The sequence below is a fragment of the Klebsiella sp. Q2 genome (assembly GCF_009900705.1).
Taxonomy (GTDB): domain Bacteria; phylum Pseudomonadota; class Gammaproteobacteria; order Enterobacterales; family Enterobacteriaceae; genus Klebsiella; species Klebsiella quasipneumoniae.
Window position 1 is genome coordinate 451,810 of the sequence record NZ_JAAABE010000004.1, and the last position, 13,815, is coordinate 465,624.

General features: G+C 57.6%; 8 protein-coding genes. 2 read left to right on the forward strand and 6 right to left on the reverse strand.

Annotation, left to right across the window (positions count from 1 at the left end; genetic code table 11):
- Position 1: 1 nt before the first annotated feature.
- The 4 genes from alkB to GT756_RS17630 form a co-directional block, all read right to left on the reverse strand.
- Positions 2–655, reverse strand: coding sequence for a DNA oxidative demethylase AlkB (gene alkB / locus GT756_RS17615; RefSeq protein ID WP_065697571.1), 654 nt, complete (start codon positions 653–655; stop codon positions 2–4).
- Complete coding sequence (gene ada / locus GT756_RS17620; RefSeq protein WP_160124968.1) at positions 655–1,719, reverse strand: bifunctional DNA-binding transcriptional regulator/O6-methylguanine-DNA methyltransferase Ada; 1,065 nt, start codon at positions 1,717–1,719, stop codon at positions 655–657. Before ada ends, alkB begins: the two co-directional genes overlap by 1 nt.
- Positions 1,720–1,792: 73 nt before the next feature.
- Positions 1,793–2,845 carry an FAD:protein FMN transferase ApbE gene (gene apbE / locus GT756_RS17625; RefSeq protein ID WP_130939500.1) on the reverse strand — a complete coding sequence of 351 codons (1,053 nt, stop codon included), beginning with the start codon at positions 2,843–2,845 and terminating at the stop codon, positions 1,793–1,795.
- 103 nt (positions 2,846–2,948) lie between these two features.
- Positions 2,949–4,049 (reverse strand): porin OmpC, encoded by a 1,101-nt coding sequence (locus GT756_RS17630; RefSeq protein WP_032733378.1) that lies wholly within the window; start codon positions 4,047–4,049, stop codon positions 2,949–2,951.
- 772 nt (positions 4,050–4,821) lie between these two features.
- On the opposite strand from GT756_RS17630, the gene rcsD reads away from it, so the two are divergent.
- Both rcsD and rcsB read left to right on the forward strand, forming a co-directional pair.
- Positions 4,822–7,479 carry a phosphotransferase RcsD gene (rcsD, locus tag GT756_RS17635; RefSeq protein WP_160124969.1) on the forward strand — a complete coding sequence of 886 codons (2,658 nt, stop codon included), beginning with the start codon at positions 4,822–4,824 and terminating at the stop codon, positions 7,477–7,479.
- Positions 7,480–7,494: 15 nt separating this feature from the next.
- A complete protein-coding gene (gene rcsB, locus GT756_RS17640) occupies positions 7,495–8,145 on the forward strand; it encodes a response regulator transcription factor RcsB (protein WP_004201684.1) in 651 nt (216 codons plus the stop codon).
- 45 nt (positions 8,146–8,190) lie between these two features.
- Here the strand turns inward: rcsB and rcsC are convergent, their stop codons facing one another.
- Together rcsC and gyrA are read right to left on the reverse strand one after the other, a co-directional pair.
- Positions 8,191–11,031 (reverse strand): two-component system sensor histidine kinase RcsC, encoded by a 2,841-nt coding sequence (gene rcsC, locus GT756_RS17645; RefSeq protein WP_043520276.1) that lies wholly within the window; start codon positions 11,029–11,031, stop codon positions 8,191–8,193.
- A 131-nt stretch (positions 11,032–11,162) separates the two neighbouring features.
- Positions 11,163–13,796 carry a DNA topoisomerase (ATP-hydrolyzing) subunit A gene (gene gyrA / locus GT756_RS17650; RefSeq protein ID WP_004201688.1) on the reverse strand — a complete coding sequence of 878 codons (2,634 nt, stop codon included), beginning with the start codon at positions 13,794–13,796 and terminating at the stop codon, positions 11,163–11,165.
- Positions 13,797–13,815: the final 19 nt, after the last annotated feature.

Below are 13,815 nucleotides of genomic sequence, written 5' to 3' on the forward strand. Positions count from 1 at the left end.
TTTAATCGCCGGGACGGCCCGCCTGCCGAAAGGTGAGGTTATATCGACAGTCGCCGGTCTCGGGATGATGGCCCGCTTTCAGCGGCTGAACGCCATGATAAAACAGGCGCGACTCCCCGCCCCAGACCACCACATCGCCATGCTCCAGCAACAGCCGCTGCAGCGGGTCGCTGCGCTGCAACCCGCCAAACTGAAAGATGGCCGGCAGGCCCAGGGAGACCGAGACGATCGGCGCCCGCAGATCCTGTTCATCTTTATCCTGATGCAACGACAGCTTTGCGCCGGGCTGGTAGCGGTTAATCAGACAGGCGTCGGGGGAAAAGCCCGGATAGCCGCCGGCCGCGGCTGCCGCCAGCGCCAGTTCATGGAATACGGCCGGCATCGGCGGCCAGGTATGACGGGTGACCGGATCGACCGGGGCGTAGAGGTAGCCGTGGCGATCGGTGGTCCAGCCCAGCCGGCCGCAGTTGGTCATCGCCACCGACATGGTGTACCCGCCCGGCGTGACCATCTGGCGAAACGGCGACTGGCGGGCGACGTCGGCAATCGCCTGCAGCAGCCCTGGGGCACGCTCGCGGGCAAAGCGGCGAAGCACCACCGCGCCGGGGGCCAGCGGCTCCTGCCACGGTGGGGTATCGCTAAACAGATCGAGCATTACTCCTCCTCTCGTTGCGCCTCGCGCGCCAGCAGCTGCGCTTTTCGCGCCGTTCCCCAGCGATAACCGGATAGCGCGCCATCTTCACGCACCACCCGATGGCAGGGAACGATCACCGCCAGTGAATTCGCCGCGCAGGCGCCGGCCACGGCTCTTACCGCCCGCGGCTGGCCAATATGCTCGGCCACCTGGCGGTAGCTTCGGGTCTCCCCCGCCGGGATCTGCCGCAGCGCCTGCCAGACCTGCAGCTGGAACGCGGTGCCCCGCAGATCCAGCGGCAGCGACACCGGCCGCCGGCTGTCGTCGAGGTGGGCGAAAATCTCCGCCATCTGACGACGAAACTCAGGGTCGCCCTGACGCAGCTCGGCGCGGGGAAAGCGCTGACGCAGATCGTCGAGCAAAGCAGCATCGTTATCACCCGGCAGCACAGCGCAGACGCCGCGTTCACTTTGCGCCACCAGGCAGCGGCCCAGCGCACAGTCGCCTGTCGTCCAGGTCACCACGGTGGCGGCGCCGCCGCGGCGAAACTGGCTGGCGGTCATCCCTAAGGCGGCATCGGCCTGGCGATAATAGCTGCTGCTGTCGGGAAAGCCGGCCGCCAGCGCGGCGCGGGTCACCGGTTTCCCCTGCTCCAGCGCCTCCCGCAGGCGTCGCGCGCGCCACGCCTGCTGCCAGGCTTTCGGGGTCATGCCGGTGACGGATTTGAATAAACGGTGGAAATGAAACGGGCTGACCGCCAGCTCGCGCGCCAGCGCCTCGAGGGTCAGGGGCGCCTCCTGCTCCAGCAGCCGACAGGCCTGCGCCACCTTGTCGATCCTTTGCTGCTGCCGAGAGTCTTTATCCGGCTGGCAGCGTTTGCAGGGGCGGAATCCCGCCGTCACGGCAGCAGCGACGTCGGCAAAAAAGCGCACGTTTTCCCGCCGCGCGCGCCGCGAGCGGCAGGAGGGACGGCAGCAGACGCCGGTGGTCAGTACCGCAAAGACGAACTGACCATCGGCCCGGGTATCACGCTCGCAGACCGCCTGCCAGCGGCGGTCATCGGTATCGGCAACTATCGATTTCATCACGGGTCTCCTGCTGTAAGTGTATCCTCAGTCTGCGGAAAAGCCCGCAGCAAAAAACCCGCAATCTTGCTTTTTAATTTTTTTCGCCGACGAGAAAGGTACGGAACTGCGGCGACATCCAGGTTTTAAAGCCCTCCCCCTCTTTGACGATCATGTAGACCGCCAGGCCCTGCTCGCGCACCACCTGCTGCGCTTTTTCCGGCCCCAGCACCATCAGCCCGGTATCCCAGCCGTCCGCCTCCAGCGCCGTTGGCGCAATGACGGTCACGGAGACCAGCTTATGGGTTATCGGCTGCCCGGTCTGCGGATCGATGACGTGCGAGATACGTTTGCCATCGAGTTCATAGTAGTTGCGATAGCTGCCGGAGGTGCTGATGCCGTGGCCATTGATGTCGACAATCGCCTGAACGGCGTTTTCCCGGTCGGTCGGTTTCTGGATCGCCACCCGCCAGGGCTTGCCTTCGCCGTTCATCCCGCGGCTCACCAGCGCCCCGCCCACCGACACCAGATAGCGGGAGATCCCCTCCTGCTCCATCAAGCGCGCAAGGTGGTCGGCGGCATAGCCTTCCCCCACGGTGGAGAGGTCGACAAACAGATCGGGAATATCTTTTTGCAGGAACTGCCTGCCGCTCTGATTGATAACCTGCAGATGCTGCAGGCCGGTGCGCGCTTTCGCCGCGGCGATCGCCTGCGCATCCGGAGTGGCGACCGGCTGTTTATCCGGGCCAAAGCCCCACAGATTGACCAGCGGCCCGACGGTGATATCCATCGCGCCATGCGTTTTGGCGCCAATCCGCAGCGACAGGGTCACGATGTCCGCCATCGCTTCGCTCACCGGCCAGGGCCGGGTATCCGCCGCGTGGTTGAAACGCATCAGCGCCGAGTCGTTTTTCCAGGTCGACAGCAGGCGATCGTCGGCGTCCAGCTGGGCCTGAACCTTGGCGCGCAGCGTCTGCGCCTTTGCCTCATCCACGCCGATAACGCTGACCCGCCAGAAGGTGCCCATTGTTTTGCCATCCAGCACGGTGGCCGTTGAGGCGGGTGTCGCGGGAGTGGTGGCTGAATCGCAGCCAGAGAACAGTACGCAGGCGCCCAACAGCGCGGCGCGAAAGAAAGTCATATCCATTAATCGAGGCTCCTCTTACCAGGGCGACAAGAGTATACCAGCGAGGTTAAACCAGACATAAAAAAAGGCGCCGGAGGCGCCTTTTTGTTATGCAGCTTGCGACTTAGAACTGGTAAACCAGGCCCAGTGCAACCACGTCGTCGGTAGAGATACCGGCGTTACGGGTGAAGCTGTTGTCGTCCAGCAGGTTGATTTTGTAGTCAACATAGGTGGACATGTTTTTGTTGAAGTAGTAGGTCGCGCCAACGTCAACATATTTCAGGATGTCCTGGTCGCCGTAGCCTTCCAGATCCTTACCTTTAGACTGCAGGTAAGCCACGGACGGACGCAGACCGAAGTCGAACTGGTACTGAGCAACCACTTCGAAGTTCTGCGCTTTGTTAGCAAAGCCCAGAGAACCAGCGCGGGTCGCGTTGTAGGTCTGGGTGTACTGAGTGGCCAGGTAGATGTTGTTGGCGTCGTATTTCAGACCGCCGGTGTAGGTTTCAGCGTTGTCGCCACGACCCAGTTCCAGTTGGGTGTTCTGGTCGCCATTACGTTTGGAGTGAGAGTACGCGAAACCAGCGCTGATGCCATCAAAGATGTCATAGGTCAGAGAGGTACCGTAACCGTCGCCGTTCTGTTTCAGAGCGCCACGACCGTTGTTGGTCGGAGAAGTACCTTCGCCGCTGACGCTACCGTTTTTACCCTGGTACTGCAGAGCAAAGTTCAGGCCGTCAACCAGACCGAAGAAGTCAGAGTTACGATAGGTTGCAACGCCGTTAGCACGGGACTGCAGGAAGTTGTCAGAACCGTAGGTGTCGCCGCCGAATTCCGGCAGCACGTCGGTCCAGGACGTTACGTCGTATACTACGCCGTAGTTACGACCGTAGTCGAAAGAGCCCGCGTCGCCAAATTTCAGACCGGCGAATGCCAGACGAGTCCATGCCTGATCGCTGGAGCTTTCAGTGTTGTTCGCCTGAACGTTGTATTCCCACTGGCCGTAACCGGTCAGCTGGTCGTTGATCTGGGTTTCGCCTTTCACGCCTACACGCATGTAGGTCTGGTCGCCGTCGACGCTCTTGTCGTCAGAGAAGTAGTGCAGACCGTCAATTTTACCGTACAGGTCTAATTTGTTGCCGTCTTTGTTATAAATTTCAGCCGCATTTGCTGCGCCTGCTACCAGCAGAGCCGGTACCAGGAGGGACAGTACTTTAACTTTCATGTTATTAACCCTCTGTTTGTTATATGCCTTTTATTATGCCACTGCTTACTGATTACCCTTCTAATCAGTCGGCTATTTCATTGTGCTGCAAAATGCAGAATAATCCAACAAGAATATGATACTAAAACTTCTAAGATGTTTCAAAGTTCCCACAATATGTTTCAATTTGTAAATATGGCGGAACTTTTTTTTACCCCAAAATGGCCAGGGAAATACGCACTAATAATCAAAAAAATTATTTAGCCATTTAAAATCAACACGATATACAAAACTAAGCCTATAGCACTGAATGGTAAAACAAAATGATCATCGGTGACTAAAATAATAGTCGCTATCATCATTAACTTTATTTATTACCGTCATTCAGTTCTGAATGTCTGTTTACCCCTATTTCAACCGGATGCCTCGCATCCGGTTTTTTTTACCCTTCTTTACACAACTTTAATTTATCTGTGCTACAGCCAATGATTCCCTAACGACTATTAATCAATCAATTAGGCCGTCTTTTGCGCTTATTCTGCCAATGTCTTGTTATTTCGTGCGATTCCTGGCTTTTGTTTCTGTCAATATCGTCACTGGTCAGTCTTGCGGACGCGGTTTCATTTACGCTTCGTTTCTAAGATAATTCCTGGGCGGTATCGCGCCGCTGGCACCAATCTGTAGTATGGATTTACGCCATTAGCCTTTATACTGCCTGCAGCATCTGCTTTGTTGCCAGTTACTCTGGCGCTACATCCTGTTTACAAACAATGATGAGTCGTTCAGCCACAAGATGACCCCGAAAAAATTCTCTCTGATCCCCGGCAACATCAGCCGCTTCTTCATTTTGATGGTTATTGTCCTGCTGGCGACGATGGGGGTGATGATTCAAAGCGCCGTCAATGCCTGGCTGAAAGAGAAGAGCTATCAGGTAGTTGATGTCTCCCATGCCCTGCACCAACGCATTGATACCTGGCGCTATGCCACCTGGCAGATCTACGACAATATCGCCGCCACCTCCGCCAACACCGCCAGCGGCGGTCTGCAGGAGACGCGTTTAAAGCAGGACGTGTACTATCTGGAGAAGCCCCGGCGTAAAACCGAAGCCCTGATCTTTGGCTCCCACGACAGTTCGACCCTCGAGATGACGCAGAAAATGTCCGATTATCTGGATATTTTGTGGGGCGCGGAGACCATTCCGTGGTCGATGTACTATCTCAATGGGCTGGACAATAGCCTGATCCTTATCTCCACCCTGCCGTTGAAGGACCTCTCCTCAAGCTTTAAAGAGTCAACGATCAGCAGCGTGGTGGAATCCCGGCGCGCGGAAATGCTGCTGCAGGCCAATACCCTTGATGAGCGCGAGACCTTCTCGCCGCTGCGCCATCTTGCCTGGCAGAACGCGCACTACTTTACGTTACGTACTACCTTCAATCAGCCAGGACACCTGGCAACGGTGGTCGCCTTCGACCTGCCGATTAACGATCTGATCCCGCCGGGCATGGCGCTGGATAGCTTTCGTATCGAGCCTGATCCCACGCAAAATGTGGCCGCCAGCCCCGAGAAAGAGGCTAGCGATCATATCGGGATCACCTTCAACGGCATGCAGATTGACATCGCCACCGACATCAGCACCACCGGTATGCAGTTAGTGTGGACGGTACCGATGAGCACCATGCTGCTGGAATCCCTGCAAAACATTCTTCTGCCGCTGCTGCTTAACATTGGCCTGCTGGCGCTGGCGCTGTTCGGTTTCACGACCTTTCGGCATTATAAAGGTCGCAGCAGCGCCTCGGGCGCCGGGCTCCCCTCCGCCGCCAATAGCGAACTGCGTTTACTGCGTGCCCTTAATGAAGAAATTGTTTCTTTGCTGCCGCTGGGGCTGCTGGTCCACGATCAGGAAGCCAACCGAACGGTGATCAGCAACCCGATTGCCGACCATCTGCTTCCGCACCTGAATCTGCAGAACATCACTAACATGGCGGACCAGCATCAGGGGGTGATCCAGGCCACCGTCAACAACGAACAGTATGAGATCCGCCAGTATCGCAGCCAGGTTGCGCCGCGCACGCAGATCCTGATTATCCGAGACCAGGACCGCGAAGTGCTGGTCAATAAAAAGCTCAAACAGGCCCAGCGCTTGTATGAGAAAAACCAGCAGGGCCGGACGACCTTTATGCGGCATATCGGCAGCGCCCTGAAGCAGCCAGCCCTTAACCTGGCGGCTGAGGCAGCGGCGCTCGACGGCGCGGAGAGCCGGACGCTGGCGCAGCATGCCGATGAGCTGGTCAAACTGATCGATGATATTCAGCTCGCCAACCTGCTGGAAAGCGATGCCTGGAAAACCAGCCAGTCGCTGTTCTCGGTGCAGGAGCTGATCGACGACGTCGTACCGGAGGTGCTGCCGGCGATGAAGCGCAAGGGTCTGCAGTTGCTTATCAATAACGCGCTGCCTGCCGGCGAGCAACGCTATGGCGACCGTGAAGCCCTGCGGCGCACGCTGGTACTGCTGATCCAGTATTCCATCACCACCACGCCTATCGGCAAGATCTCCCTCGACGTCTGCCAGGAAGAGTCGGCCAGCGATCGCCTGACCTTCCGCATACTGGATACTGGCAACGGGGTCTCGGCAAACGAGATCGACAATATGCACTTCCCGTATCTCAATGAGACTCAGAGCGATCTGTACGGCAAAGCGAACGCCCTTACCTTCTGGTTATGTGACCGTATGACGCTCAAGCTGGGCGGGCAGTTGACCATCAAAGCGCGGGAGTCGCTGGGGACTCGCTATAGCCTGCATCTGAAAATGCCGGCCAGCGAAGAGGCGCCAGAGGCGGGAGAACATCTGCTGGATGACGTTATCGTCCTGCTGGATGTGACCTCCAGCGAAGTACGGCGGATTGTCACCCGCCAGCTGGAGAGCTGGGGGGCGTCCTGCATCACGCCGGACGATCGAGCGACAAGTCAAGCGTTCGATCTGTATTTAACGGATAATCCGTCTAATCTTACTGCTTCGGGCTTGCTTTTAAGCGATGATGAGGTTGGGATACGCAAAATCGGCCCGGGCCAACTGCGGGTCAACTTTAATATTAGCACGGCGATGCAGGAGGCTATCCTGCAGCTTATTGAGCAGCAGCTGGCGGAGGAGGCGGTTCAGCCCGCCACCTCAGGAAACGAGAGTAACGCCGAACTCCATGCCAGCGGCTATTACGCACTGTTTGCCGATACGGTACCGGATGATGTTCAGAGATTGTATACTGAAAACGAAGCGGGTGATTTTGCTGCTCTGGCGCAAACCGCCCACCGCCTCAAAGGGGCATTTGCTATGCTTAATCTGATACCCGGCAAGCAGTTATGTGAAACGCTTGAGCATCTGATTCGCGAAAAGGATGCGCAAGGCATAGAAAAATATATCAGCGACATTGACGCTTACGTCAAGAGCTTGCTGTAGAAGGTAGCCTTATACATGAACACTATGAACGTAATTATTGCCGATGACCATCCGATTGTACTGTTCGGTATTCGTAAGTCACTTGAGCAAATTGAGTGGGTGAACGTCGTTGGCGAGTTTGAAGACTCCACGGCCCTTATCAACAATCTTCCGAAGCTGGACGCCCATGTGCTGATCACCGATCTGTCCATGCCCGGTGATAAATACGGCGACGGGATCACGCTGATCAAATACATCAAGCGCCACTTCCCGGATCTGTCGATCATTGTTCTGACCATGAACAATAACCCGGCGATCCTCAGCGCGGTGCTGGATCTGGATATCGAAGGGATCGTCCTCAAGCAGGGGGCGCCGACCGATCTGCCTAAAGCGCTGGCCGCGCTGCAGAAAGGAAAGAAATTCACCCCGGAAAGCGTCTCTCGTCTGCTGGAAAAAATCAGCGCCAGCGGCTATGGCGATAAACGTCTGTCGCCGAAAGAGAGCGAAGTGCTGCGTCTGTTCGCCGAAGGCTTCCTGGTGACCGAGATCGCCAAAAAGCTGAACCGCAGCATCAAAACCATCAGTAGCCAGAAAAAGTCGGCGATGATGAAGCTGGGCGTCGAAAACGACATCGCCCTGCTGAACTACCTCTCCTCCGTCTCGCTGAGCTCGACGGACAAAGAGTAATCCCGACGCGCTCTCCGTCTCGCCCCGGCGAGACGGAGCTCCCGATTATTCCCGCCCTTTACGTACCCGCGCCGCATATACCGTCAGCGTTTGCTTCAGCACGTCAAGCGTCACCGGCTTGGACAGACAGCTGTCCATCCCCGATTCCAGACAGCGCTGCTTCTCTTCCGCCAGGGCATTGGCCGTTACGCCAATCACTGGCAGCGTCAGGCCAAGCTGACGAATGCGCTGCGTCAGACGATAACCATCCATATTAGGCATGTTGACGTCGCTGAGCACAATATCGATGTGCTGCTTGCTGAGGACGTTGAGCGCGTCGACCCCGTCGTTGGCGGTCACGCACTGGTAGCCGAGCGATCCCAGCTGATCCGCCAGCAGGCGGCGGTTGATCGGATGATCGTCGACCACGAGAATCATCATGTCGTCGTTATTGCCGACCTGCGCCTCCGGCGCCATCAGCGCCCGGCTATTCTCCGCACTGGCCAGCGCGACGTGGAAAATACGTCCCAACAGCGGCAGCAGTTCATGCGGCGTCGTCACGCTATGCAGCCACTCGCCGGCGGCCCGCTCCTGCGGAATACCGATATGACGACGGCAGAAGATGACCATCGCCCTTCCCTGCCAGCCGCTCAGCGCTTCATCGTCAGTGAGTAAGACATCCTCGGCGTCCGGGGTTTCTCCGGCATGGCGGCGTACCGTCAGGCCGTGATAGCTGAGCAGCGAGGTGACGAACATCGCCAACGAGGTATTGTGGATGGCCAGCCAGCAGGTCTTGCCAGCGAAACCGTCCGCCGTCACCTGCGGCGTGTTCTGCACGCCATACAGCGGGATGCGGATGGTAAAGCGGCTGCCCATTCCCGGCTCCGTTTCCACGGCGATATCGCCATCCATCATGCTGATCAGTTTTTCGCAGATCGCCAGGCCAAGACCGGTGCCCTGGAAGTTGCGCTGCACGCCGGTCCCCACCTGGAAGAAAGGGTCGAAGAGGCGCAATACCTCTTTCGCCGGGATCCCCTCCCCGGTGTCGCGGACGCTAATCTGCAGATAATCTCCCGCGCACTGAACGTGGAGGATAATGCAGCCGGTGTCGGTGAACTTGATCGCATTGCTCAGCAGGTTTGAGATCACCTGCTGCAGACGCATCGGGTCGCCGGACATCTGTTCCGGAACGTCCGGTTCGATAAAGCAGTACAGACCCAGCTGCTTGCGCACCACCAGCGGCAGATAGTTGGCGGAGATATGGTTCATGACCTCGCGCGGGGAAAATTCCCGCGGCTCGATCTTCAACTGCTCGGACTCGATTTTGGAGAAATCGAGAATATCGCTGATGATTTTCAGCAGCAGGCTCGAGGAGTTGTTCATCGCCGTCACCAGGCGATCGACGCCTTTCGGCAAGGCTTTAGTCTGCAGCAGATCGAGGTTACCAATGATGCCATACAGCGGGGTACGCAGCTCATGGCTGACGGTGGCAAGGAACATCGATTTCGACTGGCTGGCCTGCTCCGCCGCCTGGGCCATCTCCTGCAGCGACTCCTCCATCTTCACGCGGGCGGAAACGTCCACCAGCACGCAAATCGCCACGTTTTCATTGCGATAGCGCGAGTGGACAAAGCTAATCTGCAGGTTGGTATGGTTGCTGGTCAGCACATCGACAAAGTTGACCTGCTGGCCGCAGATAATCTGCGTCAGCCGCTGGCGGTCCTCGTGGGTCAGCATGTTCAGATAGTTGTGCGCCAGCTCGTTACTGAGAATGTTGGTTCCGTCGAGGGTGCGCAGAATACAGATCCCCACCGGGGCGGAGGCCACGATTTTGCGGTTGAACTGCTCATGCTCTTCCAGCCGTTGAGCGTCATTTTCCGCCGGGATAAAAATGCGCCGCTCATACATCCGCGCCAGCGCAAACAGCATCGCGCCGCTGAGGATATTGAGAACGATGGCGTTGATGATCAGCATGCGGATCCGCTCCAGCACCTGGTCTACCGAGACGGAATAGACGATGCTCAGGGAGGACGGCGCGAGGCTTTTCTTCAGCACCAGCTCGCGGAAACCCGTGCTGTAGCCAAACCACATTCGCTCCTGCATCCACTTCGCTTCGCTCTGGATTTTGCCTTCCGCGCCGGCCAGCGAGATCAGCGGCTGGCCGTTATCGTCGAAGATCGTCACGCTCATCGGCAGGCTGCCCGGCGTAAAGAAGCTTTCCATGCGGATGGTCTGCTCCACGCCGAGCATCGCCTGCAGGCGATTGGCCATATAGATCGGCGTCAGGGCGTAAAAGTAGCCCACCCCGGGGCGCACGCCCTGGCTTATCCAGAACAGGTTGTTGCCGCGCTCGTTTTGCGGCGCATTGCGGTATTGCTCAATGCGTTGATGCAGGACTTTCAGCGCCTGATCGCGCTCAATCGGCACGTCCCGCAGGCCAAAGTTGGCCATACACAGATTATCGCTGCCGATGAGAAAGATGCGGTTAAGGTCGTAGGCGGCGGTAAAATTATCCCGCCAGTAGCGCATAAACCACGCCAGCGATTGGAGCGAATTACGCCAGGCGCTACTCATCGCGCTGCAGTCGGAGTCAGGATACAGGGGTTCAAAGCTGGGGATCGCAATATCGCCGCTTTGCCCTTGCGCTACCGCATCCCCTGCCGACAGCCGGTTACCGGCGACATACTTCAGCTCTTTAATCACGTCCGCCGTACGCTGAATGTAGCGCTGGGCCTGATCGGCATTGAGATTGAGCTCCTGATGGATCTCGGCTTCCCGCTCGTGTAGCGCGTTGACGATATAAAACACAGAGACAAACGCAATCAGCAGCCACAGCAATACCGCCAGCGCTCTGAACAGATAACGTGAAACCTTCAGGGTTGTGTGGAAAGAGGCAAGATATTTCAATGTGGCGATGCTCGGCCGTCAGGGACTCAACAGAATGGGGTTAAAGTAGCGGTAAACCGGCTTTGCCGCAATGTTAATGCAAAAAGGGCCGGGAGAATACCCGGCCCTTTCAGAACATTTACCTGGGACGATTACTCTTCGTCTTCGGCGATGTCGTCATCGGTATCTGCTTCCGGGGCGATATCATCATCGCCTTCCGCCGCGCTACCGTCGATGGCGTCCAGCTCTTCATCGTCTACCGGCTCAGCGACGCGCTGCAGACCCACCACGTTTTCATCTTCCGCGGTGCGGATGAGGATCACGCCCTGGGTGTTACGGCCCACGATGCTCACTTCGGAAACGCGGGTACGCACCAGCGTCCCGGCGTCGGTGATCATCATGATCTGATCGCAATCATCCACCTGTACGGCGCCGACCACGGAACCGTTACGCTCGGTGACTTTGATCGAGATAACGCCCTGGGTAGCACGCGACTTGGTCGGATACTCAGCCGCGGCGGTACGTTTACCGTAACCGTTTTGCGTCACCGTCAGGATCGCGCCTTCGCCGCGCGGAATAATCAGCGAGACGACGCTGTCGTTTTCCGCCAGCTTAATGCCGCGTACGCCGGTGGCGGTACGGCCCATGGCGCGAACGGCATCTTCTTTGAAGCGCACGACCTTGCCGGCCGCGGAGAACAGCATCACTTCGTCCTGACCAGAGGTCAGATCGACGCCGATCAGCTCATCGCCTTCGTTCAGGTTCACCGCGATGATGCCAGCGGAACGCGGACGGCTGAACTCGGTCAGCGCGGTTTTCTTCACGGTACCGCTGGCGGTGGCCATAAAGACGTTAACGCCCTCTTCGTACTCGCGGACCGGCAGGATAGCGGTGATACGCTCATCGGCTTCCAGCGGCAGCAGGTTGACGATCGGACGACCGCGCGCGCCGCGGCTGGCTTCCGGCAGCTGATAGACCTTCATCCAGTACAGACGACCGCGGCTTGAGAAGCAGAGGATAGTGTCATGGGTGTTGGCCACCAGCAGGCGGTCAATAAAGTCTTCTTCTTTAATGCGCGCTGCCGATTTGCCTTTACCGCCACGACGCTGTGCTTCGTAGTCGGTCAACGGCTGATACTTCACATAGCCCTGATGCGACAGGGTGACCACCACGTCTTCCTGGTTGATCAGATCTTCGATGTTGATATCAGCGCTGTTGGCGGTGATTTCGGTACGACGTTCGTCGCCAAACTGGTCGCGGATCAGCTCCAGCTCTTCGCGAATCACTTCCATCAGACGGTCGGCGCTGCCGAGGATGTGAAGCAGTTCCGCGATCTGTTCCAGCAGCTCTTTATATTCGTCGAGCAGTTTTTCATGCTCAAGGCCGGTCAGTTTCTGCAGACGCAGATCCAGAATCGCCTGAGCCTGCTGCTCGGTCAGGTAGTATTTACCCTCGCGCACGCCGAACTCTGGCTCCAGCCATTCCGGACGCGCGGCGTCATCACCGGCACGTTCCAGCATCGCCGCGACATTACCGAGATCCCACGCCTGGGCAACCAGCGCCGCTTTCGCTTCAGCCGGGGTCGGCGCGCGACGGATCAGTTCGATAATCGGGTCGATGTTGGCCAGCGCCACGGCCAGCGCTTCGAGGATATGCGCCCGGTCGCGCGCTTTGCGCAGTTCGAAAATCGTACGACGGGTCACCACTTCGCGGCGGTGGCGCACGAAGGCGGCGATGATGTCTTTCAGGTTCATGATCTTCGGCTGGCCATGGTGCAGCGCAACCATGTTGATACCGAAGGAGACCTGCAGCTGGGTCTGGGAATAGAGGTTGTTGAGCACCACTTCCCCTACCGCGTCGCGCTTCACTTCAATCACGATGCGCATCCCGTCTTTATCAGACTCATCACGCAGCGCGCTGATGCCTTCCACGCGTTTTTCTTTTACCAGCTCGGCGATTTTCTCAATCAGGCGCGCTTTGTTCACCTGATAAGGAATTTCATGCACGATGATGGTTTCGCGGCCGGATTTGGCGTCCACTTCCACTTCCGCGCGCGCGCGGATGTAGACTTTACCGCGACCGGTGCGGTAGGCCTCTTCAATGCCGCGACGGCCGTTGATAATGGCGGCGGTCGGGAAATCAGGGCCAGGAATATGCGCCATCAGCCCTTCAATGCTGATGTCTTCGTCGTCGACATAAGCCAGACAGCCGTTGATCACTTCCGTCAGGTTATGCGGCGGTATGTTGGTGGCCATCCCGACGGCGATCCCGGAGGCGCCGTTTACCAGCAGGTTAGGAATTTTGGTCGGCATGACGTCCGGAATACGCTCCGTACCGTCATAGTTGTCAACGAAATCGACCGTCTCTTTTTCAAGATCGGCCATCAGCTCATGAGCGATTTTCGCCAGACGAATTTCGGTATAACGCATCGCCGCGGCGGAGTCGCCGTCGATGGAACCAAAGTTACCCTGGCCGTCCACCAGCATGTAACGCAGCGAGAACGGCTGCGCCATACGGACGATGGTGTCGTATACCGCGGAGTCGCCGTGCGGGTGGTATTTACCGATTACGTCACCAACGACACGGGCTGATTTTTTATAGGCTTTGTTCCAGTCATTGCCCAATACGTTCATGGCGTAAAGTACGCGACGGTGTACCGGCTTCAGGCCATCTCGGACATCCGGCAGCGCACGGCCAACAATGACCGACATCGCATAATCCAGATAAGAGTTCTTAAGCTCTTCCTCAATGTTGACCGGTGTAATTTCTCTCGCAAGGTCGCTCATCTAACCGCTATCCCTCTAC

Coding starts and splice junctions, on each gene's coding strand:
- alkB (WP_065697571.1), bottom strand. CDS start 655: ATGCTCGATCTGTTTAGCGATACCCCACCGTGGCAGGAGCCGCTGGCC.
- ada (WP_160124968.1), bottom strand. CDS start 1,719: ATGAAATCGATAGTTGCCGATACCGATGACCGCCGCTGGCAGGCGGTC.
- apbE (WP_130939500.1), bottom strand. CDS start 2,845: ATGGATATGACTTTCTTTCGCGCCGCGCTGTTGGGCGCCTGCGTACTG.
- GT756_RS17630 (WP_032733378.1), bottom strand. CDS start 4,049: ATGAAAGTTAAAGTACTGTCCCTCCTGGTACCGGCTCTGCTGGTAGCA.
- rcsD (WP_160124969.1), top strand. CDS start 4,822: ATGACCCCGAAAAAATTCTCTCTGATCCCCGGCAACATCAGCCGCTTC.
- rcsB (WP_004201684.1), top strand. CDS start 7,495: ATGAACACTATGAACGTAATTATTGCCGATGACCATCCGATTGTACTG.
- gyrA (WP_004201688.1), bottom strand. CDS start 13,796: ATGAGCGACCTTGCGAGAGAAATTACACCGGTCAACATTGAGGAAGAG.